Origin of the sequence: Saliniferula longa (genome assembly GCF_050789285.1) — a bacterium.
In the GTDB taxonomy this organism is placed as follows: domain Bacteria; phylum Pseudomonadota; class Alphaproteobacteria; order Rhodobacterales; family Rhodobacteraceae; genus CAVPWP01.
The window spans coordinates 1,100,389-1,123,355 of sequence record NZ_JBOUVX010000001.1 but is presented as its reverse complement, the minus strand read 5'-3'; the positions used below and the strand labels follow the sequence as shown (position 1 = coordinate 1,123,355).

Annotated in this window: 25 protein-coding genes and 1 pseudogene; 8 read left to right on the top strand and 18 right to left on the bottom strand. The window is 67.0% G+C overall.

Translation table 11 applies throughout. The features are described 5' to 3' along the window. Positions 1-107: 107 nt before the first annotated feature. From ACRDNQ_RS05270 to ACRDNQ_RS05185, 18 genes are all read right to left on the bottom strand, one after another. A complete protein-coding gene (locus ACRDNQ_RS05270) occupies positions 108-1,868 on the bottom strand; it encodes a SulP family inorganic anion transporter (RefSeq protein WP_431827582.1) in 1,761 nt (586 codons plus the stop codon). Between the two features lie 59 nt (positions 1,869-1,927). Further along, positions 1,928-3,601 (bottom strand): bifunctional protein tyrosine phosphatase family protein/NAD(P)/FAD-dependent oxidoreductase, encoded by a 1,674-nt coding sequence (locus tag ACRDNQ_RS05265; RefSeq protein ID WP_431827581.1) that lies wholly within the window; start codon positions 3,599-3,601, stop codon positions 1,928-1,930. 17 nt (positions 3,602-3,618) lie between these two features. Then, on the bottom strand, positions 3,619-4,500 hold the full coding sequence (locus ACRDNQ_RS05260) for an MBL fold metallo-hydrolase (protein WP_431827580.1): 882 nt from the start codon (positions 4,498-4,500) through the stop codon (positions 3,619-3,621). A 30-nt stretch (positions 4,501-4,530) separates the two neighbouring features. Then, positions 4,531-4,740: a YgaP family membrane protein gene (locus ACRDNQ_RS05255; protein WP_431827579.1), complete on the bottom strand. Its 210-nt coding sequence runs from the start codon at positions 4,738-4,740 to the stop codon at positions 4,531-4,533. Between the two features lie 82 nt (positions 4,741-4,822). Beyond that, positions 4,823-5,479, bottom strand: coding sequence for a Crp/Fnr family transcriptional regulator (locus ACRDNQ_RS05250; RefSeq protein WP_431827578.1), 657 nt, complete (start codon positions 5,477-5,479; stop codon positions 4,823-4,825). Further along, positions 5,476-6,549 (bottom strand): YeeE/YedE family protein, encoded by a 1,074-nt coding sequence (locus tag ACRDNQ_RS05245; RefSeq protein WP_431827577.1) that lies wholly within the window; start codon positions 6,547-6,549, stop codon positions 5,476-5,478. The genes ACRDNQ_RS05250 and ACRDNQ_RS05245 overlap by 4 nt, the downstream gene beginning before the upstream one ends. Positions 6,550-6,634: 85 nt before the next feature. Continuing rightward, a complete protein-coding gene (locus ACRDNQ_RS05240) occupies positions 6,635-7,078 on the bottom strand; it encodes a DUF302 domain-containing protein (RefSeq protein WP_431827576.1) in 444 nt (147 codons plus the stop codon). Positions 7,079-7,134: 56 nt separating this feature from the next. Continuing rightward, positions 7,135-8,397 (bottom strand): FCSD flavin-binding domain-containing protein, encoded by a 1,263-nt coding sequence (locus ACRDNQ_RS05235; RefSeq protein ID WP_431827575.1) that lies wholly within the window; start codon positions 8,395-8,397, stop codon positions 7,135-7,137. Between the two features lie 38 nt (positions 8,398-8,435). Beyond that, positions 8,436-9,104 (bottom strand): c-type cytochrome, encoded by a 669-nt coding sequence (locus ACRDNQ_RS05230; protein ID WP_431827849.1) that lies wholly within the window; start codon positions 9,102-9,104, stop codon positions 8,436-8,438. 54 nt (positions 9,105-9,158) lie between these two features. Continuing rightward, entirely contained in the window at positions 9,159-10,283 is a 1,125-nt protein-coding gene (locus ACRDNQ_RS05225; RefSeq protein ID WP_431827574.1) for a c-type cytochrome, read from the bottom strand. After that, positions 10,267-11,535 (bottom strand): sulfite dehydrogenase, encoded by a 1,269-nt coding sequence (soxC, locus tag ACRDNQ_RS05220; RefSeq protein WP_431827573.1) that lies wholly within the window; start codon positions 11,533-11,535, stop codon positions 10,267-10,269. The genes ACRDNQ_RS05225 and soxC overlap by 17 nt, the downstream gene beginning before the upstream one ends. A gap of 25 nt (positions 11,536-11,560) precedes the next feature. Continuing rightward, the gene (gene soxB, locus ACRDNQ_RS05215; protein ID WP_431827572.1) at positions 11,561-13,258 is read right to left on the bottom strand and encodes a thiosulfohydrolase SoxB; all 1,698 of its coding nucleotides are present in this window, start codon (positions 13,256-13,258) and stop codon (positions 11,561-11,563) included. A 90-nt stretch (positions 13,259-13,348) separates the two neighbouring features. Beyond that, positions 13,349-14,203, bottom strand: coding sequence for a sulfur oxidation c-type cytochrome SoxA (gene soxA / locus ACRDNQ_RS05210; RefSeq protein ID WP_431827571.1), 855 nt, complete (start codon positions 14,201-14,203; stop codon positions 13,349-13,351). 30 nt (positions 14,204-14,233) lie between these two features. After that, entirely contained in the window at positions 14,234-14,563 is a 330-nt protein-coding gene (gene soxZ / locus ACRDNQ_RS05205) for a thiosulfate oxidation carrier complex protein SoxZ (RefSeq protein ID WP_431827848.1), read from the bottom strand. A gap of 14 nt (positions 14,564-14,577) precedes the next feature. Next, positions 14,578-14,997: a thiosulfate oxidation carrier protein SoxY gene (soxY, locus tag ACRDNQ_RS05200; RefSeq protein ID WP_431827570.1), complete on the bottom strand. Its 420-nt coding sequence runs from the start codon at positions 14,995-14,997 to the stop codon at positions 14,578-14,580. A 34-nt stretch (positions 14,998-15,031) separates the two neighbouring features. Then, positions 15,032-15,511 (bottom strand): sulfur oxidation c-type cytochrome SoxX, encoded by a 480-nt coding sequence (gene soxX / locus ACRDNQ_RS05195; protein ID WP_431827569.1) that lies wholly within the window; start codon positions 15,509-15,511, stop codon positions 15,032-15,034. A 125-nt stretch (positions 15,512-15,636) separates the two neighbouring features. Beyond that, entirely contained in the window at positions 15,637-16,227 is a 591-nt protein-coding gene (locus ACRDNQ_RS05190) for a thioredoxin family protein (protein ID WP_431827568.1), read from the bottom strand. Between the two features lie 17 nt (positions 16,228-16,244). After that, positions 16,245-16,976 carry a cytochrome c biogenesis CcdA family protein gene (locus ACRDNQ_RS05185; RefSeq protein ID WP_431827567.1) on the bottom strand — a complete coding sequence of 244 codons (732 nt, stop codon included), beginning with the start codon at positions 16,974-16,976 and terminating at the stop codon, positions 16,245-16,247. 65 nt (positions 16,977-17,041) lie between these two features. Between ACRDNQ_RS05185 and ACRDNQ_RS05180 the strand changes: the two genes are divergently transcribed. The 8 genes and pseudogenes from ACRDNQ_RS05180 to ACRDNQ_RS05145 form a co-directional block, all read left to right on the top strand. Then, positions 17,042-17,419 carry a thioredoxin family protein gene (locus ACRDNQ_RS05180; RefSeq protein WP_431827566.1) on the top strand — a complete coding sequence of 126 codons (378 nt, stop codon included), beginning with the start codon at positions 17,042-17,044 and terminating at the stop codon, positions 17,417-17,419. After that, positions 17,416-17,928, top strand: coding sequence for a GlcG/HbpS family heme-binding protein (locus tag ACRDNQ_RS05175; protein ID WP_431827565.1), 513 nt, complete (start codon positions 17,416-17,418; stop codon positions 17,926-17,928). Before ACRDNQ_RS05180 ends, ACRDNQ_RS05175 begins: the two co-directional genes overlap by 4 nt. A gap of 16 nt (positions 17,929-17,944) precedes the next feature. After that, positions 17,945-18,280 (top strand): ArsR/SmtB family transcription factor, encoded by a 336-nt coding sequence (locus ACRDNQ_RS05170; RefSeq protein ID WP_431827564.1) that lies wholly within the window; start codon positions 17,945-17,947, stop codon positions 18,278-18,280. Positions 18,281-18,348: 68 nt separating this feature from the next. Beyond that, positions 18,349-19,404, top strand: a complete 1,056-nt coding sequence (locus ACRDNQ_RS05165; protein ID WP_431827563.1) for a YeeE/YedE family protein — start codon at positions 18,349-18,351, stop codon at positions 19,402-19,404. Between the two features lie 302 nt (positions 19,405-19,706). Continuing rightward, positions 19,707-20,654, top strand: coding sequence for a pyridoxal-dependent decarboxylase (locus tag ACRDNQ_RS05160; protein WP_431827562.1), 948 nt, complete (start codon positions 19,707-19,709; stop codon positions 20,652-20,654). Next, positions 20,651-21,241 (top strand): hypothetical protein, encoded by a 591-nt coding sequence (locus ACRDNQ_RS05155; RefSeq protein WP_431827561.1) that lies wholly within the window; start codon positions 20,651-20,653, stop codon positions 21,239-21,241. The genes ACRDNQ_RS05160 and ACRDNQ_RS05155 overlap by 4 nt, the downstream gene beginning before the upstream one ends. Before the next feature lie 175 nt (positions 21,242-21,416). After that, positions 21,417-22,211, top strand: a complete 795-nt coding sequence (locus ACRDNQ_RS05150) for a hypothetical protein (protein ID WP_431827560.1) — start codon at positions 21,417-21,419, stop codon at positions 22,209-22,211. 3 nt (positions 22,212-22,214) lie between these two features. Then, positions 22,215-22,814: pseudogene (locus ACRDNQ_RS05145) on the top strand (adenylate/guanylate cyclase domain-containing protein); the annotation flags it as partial. Positions 22,815-22,967: the final 153 nt, after the last annotated feature.

The window sequence follows — 22,967 nt, the reverse complement described above, 5'->3', positions numbered from 1 at the left end:
GGAGCGCGGACGCGATTATCTGAAAGAATCCGCGCCCATCCGGCCTCGAATCGTGCCGATTGTGGCAGGCCGGTCCGCGCGATCTGCGCGCCCGGCCCCCCGCAATCCTAGCACCGAAGCGGCGCCGGGCCCGTTTCGCCTCCAGGTTGCAAGGCGCGCATCGCCTCGAACTGCGAAAGGAAGACCCGGCCCGACAGTTCGTCCAGGAAATGCGTGCGTTCCAGACGGTCCATGACCGGGCCCTTCACTTCGCTCAGGTGCAGCCGGATCCCGATCTCGTTCAACCTGTGGTTCAGCGCCTCGAGCGATTCAAGCGCGCTCATGTCGATCTCGTTCACCGCCGAACACATCAGCACCACATGCCGGATCGCCCTGTCGCCCACGACACGGTCATAGATGAAATCCTCGAGATAGCGGGCATTGGCGAAGTAGAGACTTTCGTCGATGCGGATCGTGACGATCGAGGGGTCGGTCTCGACCCGGTGACGGCGGATGTTGCGGAAATGCTGTGTGCCCGGCACAAGCCCCACCTCGGCGACGTGCGGGCGCGAGGTCTTGTAGAGGAACAGCACGATCGACAGAAGCACCCCGGCCGAGACGCCTGTCTCGACCCCGAAGCCCAGGGTCAGAAGGATGGTCGCGGACACCGCGAAGAAATCGGCCTTCGAATAGGCCCAGGTCCGGCGCACGATGCCCAGATCGACCAGCGACAGCACCGCGACGATGATCGTCGCGGCCAGGGTGGCCTTGGGCAGGAAGTAGAGAAGCGGCGTCAGCAGAAGCGCCGCCAGAAGGATGCCCACAGCGGTGAAGGCGCCGGCGGCGGGCGTTTCGGCGCCCGCGTCGAAGTTGACGACCGACCGCGCGAAACCGCCCGTGACCGGATAGCCGCCCGACAGCGCCGAGGCGATGTTCGAGGCGCCAAGGCCCACAAGCTCCTGGTCGGGGTCGATGCGCTGGCGCTTCTTGGCCGCAAGTGTCTGCGCGACCGAGACGCTTTCGACGAACCCGATGACCGAGATCAGCGCCGCCGACCCGGCCAGCGACATCCAGATATCGGCGTCGAACTGCGGCAGCGTGAAGGGCGGCAGGCCTTGCGGGATGTCGCCCACGATGGCGACCCCACGATCGGCCAGCCCAAGGCCCCACGCCAGCAGCGTCGTCACCGCGACGGCCGCCACCGGGCCGGCCTTGGCCAGGATATCGGCAAGCCGCGGCGCCACGCCCGCGCCCAGAAGCATCGGCTTCAGCCCCTTGCGCACCCAGAACAGGAACGCCGTCGCCCCCGCCCCGATCGCAAGCGTGATCGGGTTGGTCTGTCCGATGTTGGCGACGATTCCGTGCAGAAGCTCGACCAGGTTGTGACCACCGGCCTTGATCCCCAGGATCTGGCCCAGCTGACTGGCCGCGATCAGGATGCCCGAGGCCGAGATGAACCCCGCGATCACCGGATGGCTCAGGAAGTTCGCCAGAAATCCCAGCCGGAAGACGCCCATCACCAGCAGCATGAGGCCCGACAGGAACGCAAGGATCACCGCGGCCGCGATATACTCGGCCGTGCCCTGCGCGGCGATGTTGCCGACCGCCGCCGCCGTCATCAGCGACACCACCGCCACTGGCCCCACGGCCAGTGCGCGCGAGGTGCCGAAGATGGCGTAGGCCACCAGCGGCAGGATCGACGCGTAAAGCCCGACCTCGGCCGGAAGACCCGCCAGAAGGGCATAGGCCAGCGACTGCGGGATCAGCATGATCGTCACGATCACCGCGGCCACCGCATCGTTCGTCAGCGTGTCGCGGTTGTAGGTCTTGCCCCACTCCAGAATGGGAAAGAACCGCCGTGCGGCGGCCAGCCTGCCTGTTCCTGTCATGCTCGCATCTTTCTTTCAGTCCGGGGCGACGGACGCCCCGGAACCATGAGGTTCGGCCCTCAGGCCACGGAAACCTTTTCAGGTTTCGCCATCCATTCCTTGCCCTTCAGCATCGCCAGCCAATAGACCGGCGGCAGGATCTGTTCCTTCAGAAGCCAGGCCGCGCGCGATGGCTTGGTGCCGTCGATCAGCCAGGTCGGGAAGCTGGGCAGAAGCTTGCCGCCATAGCCGAACTCGGCCAGCACGATCTTGCCCTTCTCGACCGTCAGCGGGCACGAGCCATAGCCGTCATATTGCGCGCGCGGGCTGAGGCCGCGCATGTCGGCCACGATGTTCTCGGCCACCACGGGGGCCTGCTTGCGCGCCGCTGCCGCCGTCTTGGCGTTGGGCGCGTTCATCACGTCGCCCAGCGACCAGACGTTGTCCCAGGTCTTGTGGCGCAGCGTCGCCTGGTCGACATCGACCCAGCCGGCGGCATCGGCCAGCGGCGAGACGCGGATGAAGTCGGGCGCGGTCTGCGGCGGGACGACATGGATCATGTCGAATTCGACTTCGACCTCGGACACCGGGGCATCCGGGGTCTTCACCTCGAACCAGGCTCTCTTCGCCGGGCCATCTATACGCTTGAGATTGTGGAAGAAATGCAGACCCGCTCCATAGCGCGCCATATAGCTTTCCAGCGCCGGCACGTATTCCTTCACGCCGAACAGGACGCCGCCGGCGTTGTAGAAATCGATGTCGATCGCGCCAAGACGGCTCTTGCGCAGCCAATGGTCGGCCGACAGATACAGCGCCTTCTGCGGCGCGCCGGCGCACTTGATCGGCATGGGCGGCTGCGTGAAGACGGCGCGGCCGGACTTCAGGTTCTGCACAAGCTCCCATGTGTATGGAGCCAGATCATAACGATAATTCGACGTGACGCCGTTCTTTCCCAGCGTTTCGACCAGTCCCTCGACGCCGGCCCAGTTCAGCTTCAGCCCCGGGCAGACCACAAGGCGGTCGTATTTCACCACCCGGCAGCCGTCGAGGACGACGGCGTTGTCCTTGGGCTCGAACGCGGCGACGGCCGACTTGATCCAGTGCACGCCCGCCGGGATGAGCGAGGCCATGGTCTTGGCGGTCGAGGCCGCGTTGAAGATGCCGCCCCCCACCATCGTCCAGCCGGGCTGGTAATAGTGGATGTCGGCGGGGTCGATGATGGCGATCTCAAGCCCCGGCCGCCGCGCCCGAAGGCTGGCCGCGACCGAGATGCCGGCCGCGCCGCCACCGACGATCACGACCTCGAAATGCGCGTCGCCCGTGTCGGTGGGCGTCTTGCCGCCGTTCACGATGCGCCGCACCACGCCGGCCATGTCGTAGCCCGCCGCCTTCGTCGCGGCCAGGATATCGGCCACCGACATCCGCTTGGCCTGGCTCAGAGACCAGAGCGTGGCCGACCGTGTGCCGGTGCGGCAGTAGGCCAGCGCGGGCTTCGGCAGCTCGTCCATCGCCCGGGCAAAGAGCTCGGCGTCCTCGTCACTTACGGTGCCCGCGACGATGGGGATGTAGCGCGCCTGAAGGCCCGCGGCCGTCGCGGCGGCCTCGATCTCTTCGAAGGTCGGCTGGTCGGCGCCTTCGCCGTCCGGCCGGTTGCAGATGATCGAGCGATAGCCCAGGTCGGCCAGCGCCTTGACCTCGTCGATCGAGATCTGCGGGCTGACCGACAGCTGGGTCGAGATGGCCTTGGGGTCCATGGGCGCGGTCTCCGGGTTCAGAGCTTGTTGACGGGAACTTTGAGCATCTGGTTGCCGTCCTTGTCGGTCGGCACCTCGCCCGCGCGCATGTTGACCTGAAGCGACGGAATGATCAGGCGCGGCATGTCCAGCGTGGCGTCCCGCTCGGTGCGGAACTTGACGAAGTCCTCCTTCGTCTTGCCGTGGCCGACGTGGATGTTCTTTTCCTTTTCCTCGGACACGGTGGTTTCCCACCGGATCTCGCGGCCGTTCGGCGCGTAGTCGTGGCACATGAAAAGCCGCGTCTCGTCGGGCAGCGTCAGCACGCGCTGGATCGAGTCGTAGAGCGCTTCGGCCGAGCCGCCGGGAAAATCGGCCCGGGCCGAACCCATGTCGGGCATGAACAGCGTGTCGCCCACGAAGGCCGCGTCGCCCATCACATGGGTCATGCAGGCCGGGGTGTGGCCTGGCGTATGGATCGCGAAGGCCTGCATCGTGCCCACGGTGTAGGTGTCACCGTCCTTGAAGAGGCGGTCGAACTGGCTGCCGTCGCGCTGGAACTCGGTGCCTTCGTTGAAGACCTTGCCGAAGGTGTCCTGCACGATGGTGATATTCTCGCCGATGCCGATCTTGCCGCCCAGCTTTTCCTGAAGATAGGGCGCAGCCGACAGGTGGTCGGCGTGGACATGGGTTTCGATCAGCCACTCGACCTTGAGGTCGTGCGTCCGGACGTAGTCGATGATCTTGTCGGCGCTGTCATGGGTGATGCGGCCGGCGGCATAATCGATGTCCATAACCGAATCGACGATCGCACAGGACTTCGAATTGGGGTCCTTCACGACGTAGCTGATGGTCCAGGTCGCGGGATCGAAGAAGGCTTCGACCTCGGGTTTGACGGCGGTGTTCGCGGGATAGGCCATTTCCGGTTCCTCCTTTGGTCGCAGGTCCGCTCAGGTGCGGCAGGTGGTGATGCCAAGCACCCGGTAAAGCAGGCAGAATCGCGTGACGGCGGTGAACAGAAGGACCGCGCCGACGACGACGCTGACCCAGGTCATCGCGCCCTGAAACAAGGCGGCCCCGCTGACGAAGGGGGCAAGGATCAGCACGATCCCCAGAAGCGCGCGCAGCACGCGGTCAAGGCTTCCGACATTTGTAGTCATCAGACGACTCCTTCCGATCTGTCCCCGCCCTGCTACGCCTTTCCGCCAGACGGTTCAGTGACGATGTCACCAAGACGCGCGCTCACGCCGTCTCGGCCAGAGCCGCGATGGCGGCGGGATCCTTGAGCCCGATCGCGCCGCGCGACTGTTCGATCCAGCCCCGGCGCTGGAATTCCGACAACTGGCGCGAGACGACCTCGCGCGCGGTGCCAAGCTCGGCCGCCATCTGCTGATGTGTGGCGCGCACATCGCGCCCCGTCCCGGCCAGTTCGATCAGCTTCTGGGCAAGCCGGATGTCCATCCGCCGGAAGGCGATTTCCTCGATCACCAGGAACAGGTCGGTGATGCGCTTGGAGTAGGCCGAAAAGACGAACCGGCGAAACACCTCGGAACCCGAGACGAGGTCGTCGAAGACCTGCCGGGGGATCGCGGCGGCCTCGACCTCCGTCTCGGCGACGCCTTCGGCGGAATAATCCTCGTAGGCCAGAAGGCAGGCGGTGGTCAGCACGCAGCTTTCGCCGGCGTGCACGCGGTACAGGACGATCTCGCGCCCGGACTCGGACACCTGCTGGACGCGCACCGTGCCGTCCAGAAGCAGCAGCAGGTTCTCGGGCGCCTTGCCGGGGCCGAAGATCACCGTGTCGCGCGGCACCGAGACGACGACGCTGCGTTTTTCCAGCATCTCGCGAATAGGCGGCGACAGCTTCGACAGCCCCGCAAACCGGTCGATCCAGCTCATGCCGGCTGGCCCGTGGTGCCCGCGGCCTCGATCCGACCCTCGATCAGGACCGTGACGACCGCGCCGAACCACATCGCGCCAAGCGCCAGCCAGGCGGTCATCGCGAAGATCGCCCCGCCCGTGACCCCTGCCCCGACCGCGCAGCCGCCCGCCAGCATCGCGCCAAAGCCCATCAGCGCCGCGCCCGCGAAATAGCGCAGCATCGACGGCCCGCCCTCGAACCCCTGAAGCTGCCATTCGCGCGTCACAAGCGCCATGACCGCCGAGCCAAGGAAGACCCCGGGCACGAGGCCCACGTTGAAGTCAAGCGGCATCGAGCGTTCGTTCACGAAGCCCATCAGCGTGTCGGCCGAAGGACCCGTGAAGCTGACCGAGCCCGCGATCAGCGGCTCGAACGAGACCTGCGTCATGGCGTAGGTGAAGACCCAGCCGGCAGCCACGGCCAGCCCGACCCCGACGGCCGCCACGCCGCGGCTGATGCCGACGGTGTTGCGGACGGCCAGCACCACCGCCAGCACAAGGCCGGCCAGCCCAAGCGCGAAACCCGCGCCGGGACCAAGGCCCACGGCGCCCAGAAGATCGCGTGCCTGCCCGCCGGGGATCGTCCAGAGATCCGAGATCGCCTCGCGCGCGGGGGCAAGGCCGCCGCGAAGCGACGCCTGCGCAACGATGGTAAGGATCAGGCCGGTCACAAGCGCCCTCAGGTTGCCGGTGGCCGACAGGACCAGAAGCCGGCTGGCGCAGCCGCGAGCCAGGATCATGCCGACCCCGAACATCAGCCCGCCGACCAGCGCGCCCGAGACGCTGCCCACGGCGGCGATCTGCCGGGCGTCTGACGTGTCGAGCCAGCCCCAGAGGATTGCGCCCTGGACCGCCACGACCGCACCGAAGAAGGTCAGAAGCCAGACCGAGATGCGCGGGCCAAGGGTGCGGCCCGCGAATTCGGCCGTGGCCGCGCGCAGGCAGAAACGCGAATGCTGCGCCAGCGCGCCGAACGCAAGCCCCACGGCCAGCCCGCCACCGAACAGGACGGCCGCGTCTCCGTGCCGGTCGATCAGCGCCTCAAGCATCGGGTGTCGTTCCCTTCCGTTCCCCCTGAAGCCAGCCTAGCCGGGGGCGCGGAGACCGCCTTGACCTGCGTCAATCGCGCAGGCGCTAAAGGCCGGCGGCCTCGCGCACGATCTCGTCCAGAAGGGCCTGGACCTCCTGCATCGGGCCGTCGGGGAAGGCGCGATACCCGATCGTCACCTCGCCCGCGCGTTCGGCCACGAAGATGCCGTAGGGACAATAGACGAGGTTCATCGGGTCGGCCTCCATGACCTTGCGCGACAGCACCGCCGAGCAGAACTGATAGACGTCGGCCTGCGCAAAGATCTCGACGTCGCTGCCCACGTCGGACGCCGTGCGCGACAGCATCTCGCCCACGTGGCTGACGTGATCGATGACAAGGCCGCGCCCGACGATCGCCGACTCCACCCCGAAGGCCGCGTCGTCGAACGAGCCGTCGAAGGCGTAGGTCACGGCGTCCTGCGCCGACGCGGGCGAGACGAGGGCCGAGGCCGCGACAACGGCGGCCGCAACGGTGATCGCAAGACGCATGGTGACACCCCCTTTTGCGGCGCGCGCGATGGGGCCGCGCGCGCCCTCGTCCGGCCCTAGCCGAACATGTCCGAGGTGATCCCGGCGTACCAGCCCAGGCTTTCCTCATAGGTCTGCTTGCGCAGCGCGGCGTCCTCACCCGTCTGGCTGATGAAGCTCGACACGCTGGCGATCTTCTCTTCGGTCGGTTCGTAGGCGGCGCCGACCTTGACGCCGTCGTCGGTGGCGATCAGCGACCAGCAGGTGTTCGAATACCGCGCCGGGAAGACCTGGCTTCCCGTCAGCTCGCCCCGCACGATCATCGCCGCGACCTTGGCCTGGCTGTTGGCCGAATAGCCCGACTTGGGCATGTCGCCCTGCGCGCTGGCGTCGCCAAGGACAAAGATGTTCGGGTCGATGCGGCTTTGCATCGAGGCCGGAACCACTGGCGCCCAGTTGCCGTCGGTGATGCCCGCGAGCTGGCAGATCGTGCCCGCCCGCTGCGCCGGGATGATGTTGGCGACATCGGCCTTGATGACCTCGCCGTCGACGTCGATCTCCATCGTCTCGGGGTTCACGGTCACGGTCTCGGCGCCGAAGTCGGGGCCGATGCGGGTGATCATGCCGGGATAGTGGTTCTGCCAGCCCTCTTCGAACAGCGCCTGCTTCGAGAAGCTTTCCTTGGGATCGACGATGATGATCTTGGCGGTCGGGTTCACCTGCGTGAAGCGGTGCGCCACCATAGAAATCCGTTCGTAGGGGCCGGGCGGGCAGCGGAACGGATTGGGCGGCGCGACCATGACGAAGGTGCCGCCTTCGGGCATCGCGTCGATCTGGGCGCGCAGAAGCCCCGCCTGCGTGCCGCCCTTGTAGGCATGGGGCATCACGTCCTGATCGGCGATGCTCCAGCCCGGGACCGAGCCTTCGATGAAGTCGATGCCGGGGCTCAGGATCAGCCGGTCGTAGGGCAGCGCGTAGCCGCTGCCAAGCGATACGGTCTTCGCGTCGCGGTCGATGCCCACGGCCCAGTCGTGCACCACGTTGACGCCGTAGTCGGCCGCCAGCGTGCCGTAGGTATGGCCCAGGTCGTCAAGCTCCTGGAAGCCGCCGAGGAAGAGGTTCGAGAAGAAGCAGGTGAAGTAGACGCGGGTCGGCTCGACCAGCGTGACGTCGATGGCGCCGGCGCTGTCCTTGGCGATATAGCGCGCCGCGGTGGCCCCGCCCGCCCCGCCACCGACGACGACGACGCGTGGTCGGCCCTGAGCGCCCAGCATGGGCGCGGCAAGGATCGCGGATGCGGCTGCGGCAGAGCCCAGGAATGTCCGTCTGGCGATCTTCATGGCAGTCCTCCCTTGGTGTGTTCTTGTGGCTTATGGTTTCATTCTATCGCTTCGAAGTACGCGGCCAAAGCGGCAATTTCTTCATCCGAAAGTCTGCCGGCCATCATCTGCATCACCGGATGCGGCCGGATCTTGCGCTTGTAGGCGTGCATGGCCAGCACGAAATCCTCGGCCGGCCAGTTGGTGATCGAGGGGATGCCCTCGTCGGCGCCGCTGGCCTGGTGGCAGGTCTTGCATTCGTTGGACAGGTATTCGCCATAGGCCGGATCCCCCTGAATGGCGAGGATCTCGGGTTCGAGCGTCAGGTCGGGATCGCGCGGCCGGGCGGTGGGCACGGCCTCGGGGATGTTCTGCGGGCTGGCCGAGAACTGCCGCAGGTAGGCCAATACGTCGTTGCGGTCCTGCTTGTCGGGCAGGCCGGGAAAGCTCATCCGCGTGCCCGAGACAAGGATGCGGGGGTTTTCCAGGTACGCGTCCAGCGTGTCGAGATCCCAGACAAGCCCGTCACTTCCCGCCCGGTCCAGACCTTTCGAATAGCGATAGTCCTCGAACGCTGCCGCCCGCCGCCCGAACACGCCGTTCAGGTGCGGACCGATGGCGTTCTCCGCCCCCGGCCCGACCTCGTGGCAGCCGCTGCACTGGACGAAAATCTCGGCCCCGCGCGCCGCATCTCCAAGTTCCTCTGCCAGGGCGGGCACGACCGACATCACGACGGCGGCCCAGGCACCGGCCAACGCACCGGCAGAGGAATGTGGCATGGTCTACTCCGAATAGCTTTGCAGATAGGCGATCACCGCCGCGATGTCCGCCTCGTCCCGGAAGCCCCGGAACGACATGCGGGTGCCCTTGATGTAGTCGCGCGGCTGCATGAGGAAATCGTGCACCGTTTCCTCGGTCCAGACCAGCCCCCCGGCGCCGGCATCGGCGAAGGGTTTCGAATAGCGGAACCCCTCGACCGACCCGGCCTGACGCCCGAAGAGGTCGTTCAGCTGCGGCCCGGTCTTGTTCTTCGCGCCCTCACCGACCTCGTGGCAGGTCGAGCACTGGCGGAACGCCGCCTCGCCGGCTGCGATCAGTTCGGGATCGGGCCCCTCGGCCGCCGGCGTCGACTCGGCCGCCTCTTCGGCGGGGGCCGTCTCGGGGGTTGCCTCGGGGGCTGCCTCGGGGGCGTCGGCAGCGGCCTCGACCACGGCGGCCGCGCCTTCCGCGGAGGCCACTGTGATGTCGGGCAGCGTGCCGGCGGGATGGCCCTGATCGTCGGTCGGCGTCACCTTGAGGTCGGACGCCTTGCGGGTGATCGTGACCTCGGCCTTGCAATCGGTCATGCAGGGCGCGGCGGTGAAGACCGGAAACTCGGTCTCGACCCGGTCGTCGACGTAAAAGCCGTCTTCGTTGGGCAGACGCACCTCGGTGAAGTTCTCGTTCGAGAGAACGAAGTCGTAGTCCACCAGGCCTTCGGAATAGAGGATGTAGGCCACGATGCCATAGACCTCGTCGGGTTCGAGGACCTGCGCGTTCCCGAAGGGCATCGAGCGGTGGACATAGTCCCACACGGTCGAGACGTAGGGCCAGTAGGACCCCACCGTCTTCACCGGGCGCGCGTTCGTCAGGGTGCCGCGGCCGCCGGCCAGCGCCGGCCAGTTGTCGATGCCTTCGGCGAAATCGCCGTGGCAGGACGAACAGTTGTCGACGAAGACCGCCTCGCCGTCCTCGACGCTCATCGAGCCCGCGGGCAGGCCGGTGCCGTCGGGCATCACGTTGACGTCCCAGGCCGCGATCTCTTCGGGCAGCGCGGGCCGCCCGATGCCAAGCCGCTCGGCGAAGGCAGGGGCGGCAAGGACGCTTGCGGCCGCCGTGGCCAGCAGCAGGTTACGACACTTCGACATTCTCGGCCTCCCCGTTCGGCTTGACCCACCAGGTCTGGATTCCGTTGTTGTGATAGACCGAGTTCAACCCTCGGACGTCGCGCAGCGCGTCCTTCGTGGGCTGGACATAACCGGTCTCGTCGATCGCGCGGGACTGGAGCAGCATCTCCGAGCCGTCCCAGACATGGTCGAGGTAGAACCGCGTCAGCGCCATGGGCTCGGGCTGGCCGGCAAGCCGAGCCTCCTGCCAGTTCTTGCCGCCGTCGAGCGAAACGTCGACGCGGGTGATCCGGCCCCGCCCGGTCCAGGCCAGACCGGTGATGACCATCGGCCCCGGACCCTGCCGCCAGGGCGCCTGCGGCGAGGGCGAGGTGATGACGGATTTCGCGTCCATCTCCCAGGTCCATTTGCGCGCGCGGCCGTCCGGCATCAGGTCGGTGTACTTCGAGGTCTCCTCGCGGGCCTCCACGGGGCCGTCGGTCACTTCGATCCGGCGCAGCCACTTGATCCAGAGGTTGCCTTCCCATCCCGGCACGACCAGGCGCACGGGATAGCCGTGTTCCTTCCTCAGCGCCTCGCCATTGGCGAAGAAGGCCACCAGAACGTCGTCCAGCGCCTTTTCCATCGGGATCGAGCGGCCGTTCGACGAGGCATCGGCCCCCTCGACATAAACCCAGGTTCCTTCGGGCTTTACACCCGCTTCCTGAAGCAGTGTGCGAAGCGACACGCCGGTGTATTCCATGTTGTGGATCATGCCGTGGGTGAACTGCGCCCCCTGAAGCTGGGCGCCGCCCCATTCCATCCCCGAGTTCGCGGCGCATTCGCAGAAATTGGTCTGCACGGAGCGCGGGAAGCGTTCGAGGTCGGCGTAGGTGAAGACCAGCGGTTGCTCCACAAGCCCGTTGATCATCAGACGGTAGTCGGGTTTCGACAGTTCGATCGCGCCGGAGTGGTGCCGTTCGAAGGCGCAGCCCTGCGGCGTGATCGTGCCTTCCAGCGCATGGATCGGCGTGAAGTTGATCGACGAAACCACGTCGGCGGTCAGCCAGTCGACGTTGCGGCGCACGACGTGGCTTTCGAAGTGGATTGGCATCCCGTAGGGCACCGCGTCGACGCCGTCGCCGAAGCCCTGCGCCCAGGGCTGGACTTCGGTGATCAGCGGGTCGGGGCCTTCGGCCGCCGCGCGGCCCGCGGCCAGCGCACCGGCCGCCATCGCCGTGCCGCGCAGGAAGGCGCGCCGGGACGGCTTGGGAAGCGAGGGGGTATCGGTCATCGCTTGCTCTCCTATGTCGCGGCGCTCAGGCGCCAAGGACTTTCACACTTGTGTTCGGCGCGACGGTGACGGTGCCGAGCTTGCGCACATGCGCCTCGACCACGTCCCAGATCTCGGGGCCTTCGGTGCCTTCGTTGACGCTGGCCCAGCCTGCCACGACGTAGCTGCGCGCGGGGTCGATCGCCTCGCCCGTGGAAATCAGCGTCATGTCCGAGATCCGCTCGCCCTGGGGCTTGTCGATGTCGATCGTGTAGCCAAGGCCACCCACGCGCACCATGTCGCCGCCCTGCTGGTAATAGGGATCGGGGTTGAAGATGTTGTCGCCCACGTCCTCGAGCACGACCTTCAGGAAGTCGCCCGTCATTTCGGTCCGGTAGGCCTTGCCATAGGTCATCGAGGTGACGTTCCAGATGTCTTCGCGCGTGATCGGATCGCCGGGCAGAAGCGACGGCCCCCAGCGCACGCCGGGCGACAGGGCGATCTCGGCGTCGCGCTCGGACAGAAGCGCGTCGCAAATCAGGTCGTCCCAGGTGCCGTTGAAGTTGCCGCGCCGGAACAGAAGGCTGTCGGTCTGGCCGACGACCTCTTCCAGGGTGTCCTTGAAGGGCGCGCGCTCGGCCTCGATGACCGCGGCGACCTCTGGATCGGGGGTGATGACGTCCGAGAAGATCGGGATCAGCTTGTGGCGGAAGCCCATCATCCGGCCGTTCTGCACGTCAAGGTCGACGCGGCTGACGAACTTGCCGTTCGAGCCGCTGGCGACGATGATCGTCTCGCCCACAAGCAGCGGCTCGGGCAGGGCGTCGTGGGTGTGGCCCGACAGGATCACGTCGATGCCCGTCACGCGGCTGGCCATCTTCTTGTCGACGTCGAAGCCGTTGTGGCTGAGCACCACGACAAGCTCGGCGCCCTCGGCGCGGACCTCGTCGACCATGGCCTGCATGTTCTCGTCTCGGATGCCGAAGCTGAATTCGGGGAACATCCAGCCGGGGTTGGCGATCGGCATGTAGGGGAAGGCCTGGCCGATCACGGCGATCTTCGCGCCGCCGCGCTCGAAGAAGGTGTAGGGCGGGAAGTCCTCGGACGGCTCCTGCCATTCGGCGTCGAAGATGTTCTGGCCCAGAACCGGGAACGGCAGGCCGCCCACCAGCTCCAGCAGGCGGTCGGTGCCCAGCGTGAACTCCCAGTGCAACGTCATCGCGTCCGGGCGCAGCGTGTTCATCACGTTGACCACGTCCTGGCCCTGCGTGTGGAAGCAGCCATAGCTGCCGTGCCAGGTGTCGCCGCCGTCCAGAAGGATCGCCTCGGGCCGGTCGGCGCGGATCGCGTTCACGACGGTGGCGATGCGGTCGACACCGCCCATCCGCCCATAAGTCCGCCCCAGCGCGGAAAAGTCGTCATAGGTCAGCGCATAATGCGACGGGCTGCCGTCCTCGATCCCGTATAGCTGCCGGAAGTCGGCCCCGGTGACGTGGGGCACCTGCCCCCGGTTCTCGCCCACGCCGATGTTCACCTCGGGCTCGCGGAACCAGATCGGGGTGAGCTGGGCGTGAAGGTCGGTCAGATGGATCAGCGTCACGTTGCCGAAGCTGTCGAACTGCAGAAGCTGGTCCTGCGTCAGCGCCTGCTGCGCGGCGAGTCGGGCCCAGTTGCCAAAGCCGCTGGCCCCGACGATCGCCGAGGCCGCCATGCTTGCCTGAAGGAAATCACGCCGCGAGATCATCGCCGGTCCTTTCGTGCATATTCGTATTCGCGAACATGAATACGTTTGGATAGACAAAGGCCCGCGCGGTGTCCCGCGCGGGCCATGTTCTCAGTTGCGGACAGCCGGTCCTTCGACCGAAAGCCCGTTGCCACGCGAGGCGACGTAAAGTTCGAGCGCGACGAAGTCGTCCGACCCGATGGCGTAAGGCTCGCCCCGGGTGTCGCGGATGCACCCGTTGAACCGGTTTTGACGTGACACGAGGCCCGCGTTGCGCAGCCGGTAGGTCGGGAAGCCGTTGATGTGGCCCTGGCTCAGGTGGTCGGCGCGGATGTAGTTGCCGTTGTTGTCTTCGTGGCAGTTCGCGCAGGCAAGCTCCAACTGGCCATAGCGGGTATAGTAGATCTCCTGCCCGCGCTCCCAATAGGGCTGCGCGGGACCGTCCACCGCCACGTTCATCGGCAACCCGCGCGAGACCGAGGCCAGAAGCGCCGTCATGTTGCGCATCTCGCCGCTGTCCCAGCCCCAGGCTTCGGCGCCCATCCGTTCGGTCCGGCAGTTATTGACGAACTGCTCGGCCGCCCAGACGGTGCCGGCCTCTTCGTTGAACTTCGGCTGGGTGTTCCAGAAGCCCGTCAGGCTTTCGGGATCGCCGTGGCAGGACGCGCAGGACTGGCCAGCCGACCCTTCGACCGTGTTCCAGACGTCGCGCGCCTGGTCGACGTAAAGCATCGCCGGGTTGTCGAAGTCGTCACGCTGCATGTCGCGCGTGTCGTCCTCGCGGTAGTGCCAGCCCGAGATGACCTCGGGAAAGATCCTCGACATGTACTCGGACGCGGGCGCCCGGGTTGTCATCTCGATCTCGCCGTTCAGAACGAGCGTATCGTCGACGGGGTCGGCGACGGCCGCACCGGCAACCGCAATCGCCATCGCCGCAAGCCCGCTCTTCAGCGTTGTTCCAGTCATGCGCTTCCTCCCTTTCGCGCTGCCTTCGCCTCAGCTGACCGTGATCGGCGCGGTCGAGGTGTAGACCGAGCCGTCGTCGTCATACCAGGTGAAGGTGAATTCGCCCGTCTCCGGCACGACTGCCTCGAACTCGAAGTAGGGGTTGGTGGAAACCGCGGGTTCGATCTTCACGTCGATGATCATCTGGCCGTTGAACTCGGCCGTGAAGCGATTGATGATCTGGCGCGGGATCGGATTTCCGTTCGAGTCCTTGCGCTGGCCGGATTCCATGGCGTGGTTGATCAGCGTCTTGATGACGATGGTCTCACCGGCCGAGGCGGTGTCGGGGACGCGGACGCGGGGTTTGACGTCTGCCATGATGTTCTCTCCTCAGATCAGCCGCCGCAGCCGCCGATGGTGACCTTGACGTTGTTGGTCGCCTGCACGAAGGACCCGTCCGCCATCTTGGCGATCGCGACGACGTCCTGGGTGCCGGCCAGCCGGATGCGCGTCGAGGCGCTTTGGCTTGCCGCGAGCGGACCGAAGTTGAAGGTGCCGACATCCGGATTCGGGTTGCCGGTGGCCAGCAGCATGATGGCGACCGCGCCCGGGGCCGACACGCTGACCGGAACGGTGTTGCCGTTCTCGGCGATCTCGGGGGTGGTGAGCGTGATGCCGCCCTCGCCCACCGGCGCGCCGCCCGTGAAGGCCGCGATGGCATCTTCCACGGCCGCATTCGCCGGCAGCGCCGGCATCAGCGCCAAGGCGGCGGCCCCCGCCCCCAGCGCGAACATTCCGCGTCTTGTCAGTTCCATTTCGTTCTCCTCTTGGAAAAGCGACCCGTCCGGGTCACTCCTTCAAAGTCATCAGGAAGGCGACCACGTCCTCGATCTGCTGGGCCGTCAGAAGCGGCGGCAGCGGCTCGGTCGCGGGCTTGGTCGTGAAGCCCTCGCCCGGCCGAATATAGCCCGAGGTCTTGTAGAAGGCAGGCATCATCGTGCCGTCGTAGACGTTCTTGGCATTCGCGACGATGCCGCGAAGCTCGGCCTCGTTCCAGCGGTCGGCGACACCGTCGAGCGACGGGCCGACATTGCCGTGAAAGCCAACGCTTTCGAGAAGCTGCGAGACCGTATGGCAGGCCACGCAATTGCCCAGAGCGCGGTCCGAGTAGATCTTCTGGCCGGCCGCGGCATCGCCCGGCTGGCCAGACAGCGAGACCTCGATCTCGCCGTACTCGCCGTAGACCACATCCTGCGGCGCGACCTCGTCCGCGACCGCGGCCGAAGCCGCCAGCGCCGCGGCGCCAACCATTGCTGCAAGTGCTCTCATGGCTCCTCCCAAAGACCGTCCGAGATCATTTCGTATACGCTAATATACCGAGGCGGCCCGATGCAACAACAAATTCATTTTCTTGAATTCGGCATCCTTTCCCCACGCCGCCGGTCAGCGCCCGATCAGTCCATTCCCCCGTTCGAGCGTTCCTGGATACGGCGGGCGTGATAGCGCTGGAAGTCTTCTTCCGACTGATCTTCATAGCGTTTTTCGTTGACCCAGGTCAGCAGGTCGAGCGTGGTTCCACGCCCGAAGGCCCCCGGCATCGTTGCGACCGACGCCTGCATCGCCGTCTGATCGCTTCCCACTTCTTCGGGCAGGAACATCATCGTCGGCGTGAACATGATTCCCCATTTGCGGGCGGCGGCCTTCTCGCTCAGCACCTCGCCGTCGAGATCGGTGATCTCGATGTCGCCGTGCAGGTTGAGCTGGACGACGAAATAGTTGTCCTCGATGTACTGGGTGATCTCGGGATCGGGGAACACGGTCTCGTGCATCTCGGTGCAATAGATGCAGCCGCGCTGCTCGAAGATCAGCATCAGGCGCTTGCCCTCGGCGTTGGCCTCGGCAAGGTCCTCGCCGAGATCCTTGAAGGTGTCGCGCATCCAGGGCGTCTTGTGCAGCCCGTCGTCGCCGATCTCGACCGCCCAGGCGGGCAGCGCCACCGCCAGCGCGGCCAGCGCAGTGGTCACGTGGGTCAACAGTCTGTTCATCGTCGCTCCTCCCTAGGTCAGCCGATCTGCGGCCAGAACATCACCATCCAGTTTGCGATGTAGTTGATCGTATTCGTCGCGATCAGCACCGCGAAGACCACCAGAAGCCCGCCCATGGCCTTCTCGACCTTGGGCAGGTGCCGTCGGAACCCCTTCATCCAGCGCATGAACGGCCCCACGAAAAGCGCGGCGACCACGAACGGCGCGGTCATCCCGATGCCGTAGGTCAGAAGCAGAAGCGCGCCACGCGCGGCCGTCTCGGCGCCTGCGGCGGTGAACAGGATCGCGGCCAGCACCGGTCCCACGCAGGGCGTCCAGCCAAAGGCGAAGGCCGCGCCGATCAGGTAGGCGCCAACGAAGCTCATCCGGTTGACCTCGCCCGGTTCGGCGCGGAACTGGCGGTACAGGAGGCCGATCCGCACCACGCCCAGGAAGTGAAGCCCCATCACGAAGATCAGCGCCGCCGCCAGCCATCGCAGCACGTCGAACCATTCGCGCACCAGTTGCCCCGCCAGGCTCGACGCCGCGCCGAGCGCCACGAAGATCGAAATGATTCCCGCCGAGAAGAACAGCGCCGAGATCACCGCGCGCCGCCGCACGGCCGGGGTCAACTGCCCGTCGGCTGTGATCTGGTTCATGCTGACACCGGCCATGTAACTGAGATAGAAGGGCACGATCGGCAGGATGCAGGGCGACAGGAATGACAGAAGTCCCGCAAGAAGCGCGCCGGCGAATGAGACGTCGAACATCGGACTTCCTTGATCAATTCACATATTCAAATTACATAGTTCAAGCGAACAGCGTCAATGGCGTGATGACGAAGTGGACCCGACTTCTCGTGGCGGCGTCTGTGGCCGTCCTGCCCCTCGGTCCCGCGGCCGGGGCCGAACTGGTCATGGTCGAACAGCGCGGCTGCCTTTACTGCAAGATGTGGAACGACCACGTCGGGCCCGAGGAATACGCCCGCACGCCCGAAGGCGCCTATGCGCCGCTGCGCCTGATCGACCTGCACGCCCCCTACCCCGACGACCTGAGCTTCGCCTCGCCGCTGCGCATCACTCCGACCTTCGTCCTGGTCGAGAACGGGGTCGAACTGGCGCGGCTCGAAGGCTACCCGGGCGAAGATTTCTTCTGGGGCCTGCTTGGGGTGATGCTGGACCAACACACCGATTTCGAGGGAGGAACACAATGAAGACGCTTGCATCCGCCGCTGCCGCCGCGGCGCTGATCGCCACCCATGCGGCCCCCGCCGCGGCGCAGGACGACGGCGCCTTCGTCACCTTCCAGGTTCTCAAGCCCGAGATTGCGTTCGAGATGGCGACCGCCGCGATGGAGGCCTGCCGCGCCGAGGGCTATCAGGTGGGCGTCACCGTGGTCGACCGCTTCGGCATCCCGCAGGTCTTCCTGCGTGACCGTTTCGCGGGCCTGCACGTCTACGAGACCTCGCGCCGCAAGGCCTGGTCGGCGGTGAGCTTCCGCAGCAGCACGACCGACCTGGACCGCGCCACCAGCCCGGGCGAGATCAGCCAGGGCATCCGCCATCTGTCCGAAGCGCTGCCGCTGGGTGGCGGGCTGATGGTCGAGACCGGCGCCGGCGATATGGTCGGCGGCATCGGCGTCTCGGGGGCGCCCTCGCCCGAGGCCGACGATGTCTGTGCGCAGGCGGGCATCGACGCGGTCGCGGATCAGATCGCGTTCTAGGGGCGGCACCAGGATCATGGAACTTCCGGTCTTCACCAAGGATATCTCGGACACCGAGATGGACAGGATGCTGGCGAACGCGACCGAGGCGTCGAACTTCCTCAAGGCGATCAGCCACGAGGGACGCCTGATGATCCTGTGCCACCTCGTGACCGGCGAGAAATCCGTGACCGAGCTCGAGGATCTTCTTGCCGCGCGTCAGGCGGCGGTGTCGCAGCAGCTGGCCCGGCTCAGGCTGGAAGGGTTGGTGACGCCGCGCCGCGAGGGCAAGACGATCTACTACAGCTTGACGGACGACCGCCCCCGCCAAATACTCGAAGTCGTCTACGAGCTGTTCTGCAAGAACGGCTGAGCGGCCGCGGGAACGGACGAAACGACGAAGATCCGACACGGCGCGGCGCGCATGGGAGGGCGAAGGCCATGTGGAACGGCCTCGGCGACGCGTATCTCGTCGCCTGCATCGGTTTGCTGGGCGGTATCGTCCTTGGTCTGGCCTCGCGCATCGGGCGGTTCTGCACCCTAGGCGCGATCGAGGACATGCTTTACGGCGGCTCGGACCACCGGATGCGGATGTGGCTTCTGGCGGCGGCCAGCGCTATGGTCCTCAGCTTCGTGCTGATCGCGGCGGGATTCGTGAACCCGGCCGAGACGATCTACCTCGACGGTGGCTGGAACCCGGTGGCAAGCGTCGCGGGTGGCCTTCTTTTCGGCTACGGCATGGCGATCGCCGGCAATTGCGCCTTCGGGGCGCTGGCGCGGCTGGGCGGGGGCGACCTGCGCAGCTTCGTGATCGTGCTGGTGCTGGGCATCTCGGCGCTGGTGACGCTGTCCGGTCCGCTGGCCCATGTCCGGCTCTGGCTCTTTCCGCCCGACCTTGTCCAGACCGACAGCCTTCCGGGCTATGCCCACCTGCTTGCGTCCGCGACGGGCATCGCCGCGCCCGTCTTCGGCATCGCGATCGGCCTTGCCTGCATGGCGGCGATCCTGGCCTCGCCGGGGTTCCGCCGCCAGCGGGGCATGGTCGTCTGGGGTCTGCTCGTCGGCGCCACCGTCGCCGGGGCGCTGGCCGGTACCCAGTGGGTCGCCGATCGCAGCCTTGGCGCCGTCCCGGTCGAGACCTTCACCTTCGCCGCCCCGATCGGCGAGACGGTGCTTTTCGCGATGACCGCCTCGGGCGGCACGGTGTCCTTCGGCATCGGGGCGGTGGCCGGGGTCTGGCTTGGGGCCTTCCTTGGCAGCCTTCTGCGCGGGCTCTTCCGGTGGGAGGCCTGCGAGGACCCGCGCGAGTTGCGCCGGCAGATCCTGGGCGCGGGCCTGATGGGCGTTGGCGCCGCGATCGCGATGGGCTGCACCATCGGCCAGGGCGTCTCGGCCCTTGCGCTGCTGAGCTATGGCGCGCCTCTCACGCTGATCGCGATCGTCCTGGGCGCGGCCCTTGGCCTGCGCCAGCTGATCCAGGGCTTCGCCTCGGCCTGAACCGGCACCGCCCCGGCCGGGGAATTTATCCTTTCCTGAAAGTTGACCATTGGTAAGGTGTCCTGACGCGGGACAAGGGACCCGGACACGGAAGGCAGCGATCGGCGGCCCGCGAAGGCCGCGCGACATCGGGCGACATCCGGGACCGGATTGACCCTGACCACAGCGGGCTCGGTCGAGCCCGCGACCTGGTTCCCTGGGCCCAAGGCCGAGAATGAAGCCCATCTCGCACGCCTCATCGGGCGCGCGCCCGCGGCGTCACCGCGCGCACGGCCGACGGCCGGCGCAAGCGCCTGCTCGACATGACGACGTGGGAGCTTCTGAACCTTCCGGTCGACGCGGCCATCGGCCTTTCGGCGCGGATCATGGCCACCGCGGGCATCGCGCCAGCGACGCTTGACCGCGCGGCGGCGCCTTTCCTGGTGCAGCGCATCGGCCTGACCGACCTCTACCGCCGACACGTCGACGACGACATCGGCCTGCCCGTGGTCTTGGCTCCGGCCACGGCGCATTACAGCTGGGCCAAGACGGCGGCGCTTCTGGGACTTGGCGCGAATGCGCTGCGTCTGGTGGCGGTGAACGACGTCGGGCGGATGGACCTTGTGGCCCTGCGCCGGGCGCTGGACCACTGCCTCGAGGCGCGGCGTCCGGTTCTGCAGGTCGTGGCGGTTCTCGGCAGCATCGGCGAAAGCGCGGTCGATCCCCTGGCCGGGATCCTGTCGCTGCGCGAGGAATACCGCGAGATGGGACTGGACTTCGCGGTGCACGCGGATGCCGCGGGGGGCGGCTACTTCGCCGCGATGGTGCGACCGCCGCGCGACAGCGGCGCGATGGCGACGCTGACGGCGCCCGATCTCATCGACCGCCGCCCCGACATCCAGCTTTCGCCTTACGTCCGTCGCCAGCTTCAGGCGATCGCGGGGGCCGACAGCGTGACGCTTGACCCGCACAAGTCGGGCTTCTGCCCTACCTCGCGGGGGCGCTGTGCTATCGCAACGGGGCGATGCGCGACCTTGTCACCTTTGCCGCGCCGGTGGTCTTCCACGACGGCAGCGAAGACTCGGTCGGCGTCTTCGGGATCGAAGGGTCGAAGCCCGGCGCAGCTCCGGCCGGCGTCTTCCTGTCGCACAGCGTCATCCCGGCCGATCAAAGCGGATATGGCCGGCTTCTGGGGCGCTGCATCTTCAACAACAAGCGCTTCCACGCCGCCCTCGTCGCCCTGGCCGGCGACGACGATCCCTTCACCGTGACCCTGCTTCAGCGCCTGCCCGCCGAACGCGCTGGCAAGGACGCGGCCGAGATCCGGGACGAGGTCGACAGGATCCGACACGAGATCGTCCCGCTCGAGAACCCCGCCCTTCTGGCCCGGATCGAGGACGACCCGAACCTTCTGGACCTGTTCCGGGGGCTGGGCGCGGATCTGTCGATCCTGACCTACGCCTTCAACTTCCGCACCGCCCACGGCGTCAATCGCGACCTCGGCCTGATGAACCAGCTCAACGATGCGGTCTTCCAGGCGCTCAGCCACCAGTCCGACCACGGCGGCGGCGTTCCGCGCGAAGAGATGTTCCTGACCGCGTCGCGCTTCGATCCGGCCGATTTCGGCCAGGGCTTCGTGGACCGGTTCGCCGCCCGCGCGGGCGGCGACCCGTCTCCCGGGGTCGCCGCGAATGTCCTGATCTCGACCACGCAGAACCCCTGGCTCACGGACACGGCCGCGCCGGACGGGCGGGGCAACTTCATTCCCCGGCTGATGGAGGTGCTGCGCCGGACGGTCATGCGCGAGATCGGCGATCTTTTGCACCGCCATGGCCTTGATCCCTTAGTCCCGCCCTGACCCACAGGAAGACTTCCATGTTCCGCATGACGAAACCGCCGAACGACACCCGAAAAGGCGCCAAGCATAGGCCACACAACGGGCCACACCACGGGCACCCCACCCCCGGATCGCAAACGATCCACACCAGCACGCCTCCACGCTGGTCGGCGGCAAGACGATCTTCGGGGTCCACATGACCCAGTTCCATTGCGAGATCCACAAGTACCAGCTGGCGCTGCGGCTTGGCCTGCCGACGGACGCCCACCGCGAACTCAGCCGCCTGCGCACCGCCTATCCGTCGGATTTCTTCGTGCTCTGCAACCAGAAGAACACCGACGACGACACCACGCTTGAAATGACCATCCCCGAGCTTGCCTCGGGCCGGCGCAAGACCATCGTCGCCGACATCTTTCACGGGATGCGTCCCTTCGAGGGCGAGCCGGGCGACCATTTCTTCCCCTGGAGCCGCGACCTCTGCCGCCCGGCGATCGAGGGCATCGAGGTCACGATCGAGCACGTCGTGACCTTCCGCCCCTTCGCCCACCTCCTGAGCCTGCCCGATGTCGCCCCGTATCTCCTGTTCGGGTCGGGCGACGAGGCGCACATGACCAACCTTCAGACGGCACGCCTCGCCACCGGGCCGTTCGAGGTCGAAGGCTTCGGTCCCGACTACGACCATGTGCTCAGCTTGGACGGGTCGACCGCCGACTGGCTTGACCCCGCGCTTCTCGAGGCGGGGATCGTGGTGACGGTGCCCGCCGTGCGGCTGCGCGATCCCGCGACCGGCACGCCGACGATCCCCTGCGACACGCCGCTCAGGCCCGACCGCAGGATCGAGCTTCTCTACCGCGGCACGGGGCCGGCCTGGCCGGTGACGGCGGGACCGTCGTCTCTTTACTGCACCGCCGTCTGCAACAGCCCCGCCATCGACCCTTGCGGCGGGCGGGGCTGTCATATCACCGAAATGCCCAAGAAATACTGGACCTGACCCATGACCGAGACCTTCGCCCAGAAGACCGGAAACGAAGACCTCTGGCGCACGATCTTCGCCGATGGCCACCCCGAGCTTCTGGCCCAGCACCGCACCCACCGCGTTCTGCCGAAGGACCCGCGCTGCCGGCTGTGTCTTGCGCCCTTCGGCGGCGTCGGCGGCTGGTACATGCGGCGCAAGGGCAAGGCCCCCTCAAGCCGCAATCCGTATTACTGCTCGGCCTGCGACAAGTTCCTCGACGCCTTTCCCGGGGGCGCCGAGGTCGAGATGACGGTGCTGTTCGTCGATATCCGCAACTCGACCGCCTATGCCGACGGTGCCCCGCCGGCCGACGTGCGCGCGCGCGTGAACCGCTTCCTCAGCAGCGCGACGGCGGTCATCGCCGATCACGACAGCTTCGTCATGGCCTTCTACGGAGACTGCGTGGTGGCGGCCTGGCCGCCGGGCTTCAGCGGCCCCGACCATGCCGCCAGGGCGCTGGCGGCGGCGCGCGCGCTTCTGGCGCATCCCGGTCTCGGCGCAGGAGACAGGGCCATCCCGGTTGGCGTCGGCGTCAACACGGGCCCGATCTGCATCGGCACCGTCGATGCCGGGCGCGGCACCTTCCGCAACGTGTCGATCTTCGGGCGCGAGGTGAACGTCGCGGCCCGCCTTGCCGCCGCCGACGCCGACACCTGCCTTGCGGCGCGGGCCACGCTCGAGGCCGCCAGCGACGCCGCCGCGGTGGACACGGTGGCGCACAGCCTCAAGGGA

Coding starts and splice junctions, on each gene's coding strand:
- ACRDNQ_RS05270 (WP_431827582.1), bottom strand. CDS start 1,868: ATGACAGGAACAGGCAGGCTGGCCGCCGCACGGCGGTTCTTTCCCATT.
- ACRDNQ_RS05265 (WP_431827581.1), bottom strand. CDS start 3,601: ATGGACCCCAAGGCCATCTCGACCCAGCTGTCGGTCAGCCCGCAGATC.
- ACRDNQ_RS05260 (WP_431827580.1), bottom strand. CDS start 4,500: ATGGCCTATCCCGCGAACACCGCCGTCAAACCCGAGGTCGAAGCCTTC.
- ACRDNQ_RS05255 (WP_431827579.1), bottom strand. CDS start 4,740: ATGACTACAAATGTCGGAAGCCTTGACCGCGTGCTGCGCGCGCTTCTG.
- ACRDNQ_RS05250 (WP_431827578.1), bottom strand. CDS start 5,479: ATGAGCTGGATCGACCGGTTTGCGGGGCTGTCGAAGCTGTCGCCGCCT.
- ACRDNQ_RS05245 (WP_431827577.1), bottom strand. CDS start 6,549: ATGCTTGAGGCGCTGATCGACCGGCACGGAGACGCGGCCGTCCTGTTC.
- ACRDNQ_RS05240 (WP_431827576.1), bottom strand. CDS start 7,078: ATGCGTCTTGCGATCACCGTTGCGGCCGCCGTTGTCGCGGCCTCGGCC.
- ACRDNQ_RS05235 (WP_431827575.1), bottom strand. CDS start 8,397: ATGAAGATCGCCAGACGGACATTCCTGGGCTCTGCCGCAGCCGCATCC.
- ACRDNQ_RS05230 (WP_431827849.1), bottom strand. CDS start 9,104: ATGTCGGTCGTGCCCGCCCTGGCAGAGGAACTTGGAGATGCGGCGCGC.
- ACRDNQ_RS05225 (WP_431827574.1), bottom strand. CDS start 10,283: ATGTCGAAGTGTCGTAACCTGCTGCTGGCCACGGCGGCCGCAAGCGTC.
- soxC (WP_431827573.1), bottom strand. CDS start 11,535: ATGACCGATACCCCCTCGCTTCCCAAGCCGTCCCGGCGCGCCTTCCTG.
- soxB (WP_431827572.1), bottom strand. CDS start 13,258: ATGATCTCGCGGCGTGATTTCCTTCAGGCAAGCATGGCGGCCTCGGCG.
- soxA (WP_431827571.1), bottom strand. CDS start 14,203: ATGACTGGAACAACGCTGAAGAGCGGGCTTGCGGCGATGGCGATTGCG.
- soxY (WP_431827570.1), bottom strand. CDS start 14,997: ATGGAACTGACAAGACGCGGAATGTTCGCGCTGGGGGCGGGGGCCGCC.
- soxX (WP_431827569.1), bottom strand. CDS start 15,511: ATGAGAGCACTTGCAGCAATGGTTGGCGCCGCGGCGCTGGCGGCTTCG.
- ACRDNQ_RS05190 (WP_431827568.1), bottom strand. CDS start 16,227: ATGAACAGACTGTTGACCCACGTGACCACTGCGCTGGCCGCGCTGGCG.
- ACRDNQ_RS05185 (WP_431827567.1), bottom strand. CDS start 16,976: ATGTTCGACGTCTCATTCGCCGGCGCGCTTCTTGCGGGACTTCTGTCA.
- ACRDNQ_RS05180 (WP_431827566.1), top strand. CDS start 17,042: ATGACGAAGTGGACCCGACTTCTCGTGGCGGCGTCTGTGGCCGTCCTG.
- ACRDNQ_RS05175 (WP_431827565.1), top strand. CDS start 17,416: ATGAAGACGCTTGCATCCGCCGCTGCCGCCGCGGCGCTGATCGCCACC.
- ACRDNQ_RS05170 (WP_431827564.1), top strand. CDS start 17,945: ATGGAACTTCCGGTCTTCACCAAGGATATCTCGGACACCGAGATGGAC.
- ACRDNQ_RS05165 (WP_431827563.1), top strand. CDS start 18,349: ATGTGGAACGGCCTCGGCGACGCGTATCTCGTCGCCTGCATCGGTTTG.
- ACRDNQ_RS05160 (WP_431827562.1), top strand. CDS start 19,707: ATGACGACGTGGGAGCTTCTGAACCTTCCGGTCGACGCGGCCATCGGC.
- ACRDNQ_RS05150 (WP_431827560.1), top strand. CDS start 21,417: ATGACCCAGTTCCATTGCGAGATCCACAAGTACCAGCTGGCGCTGCGG.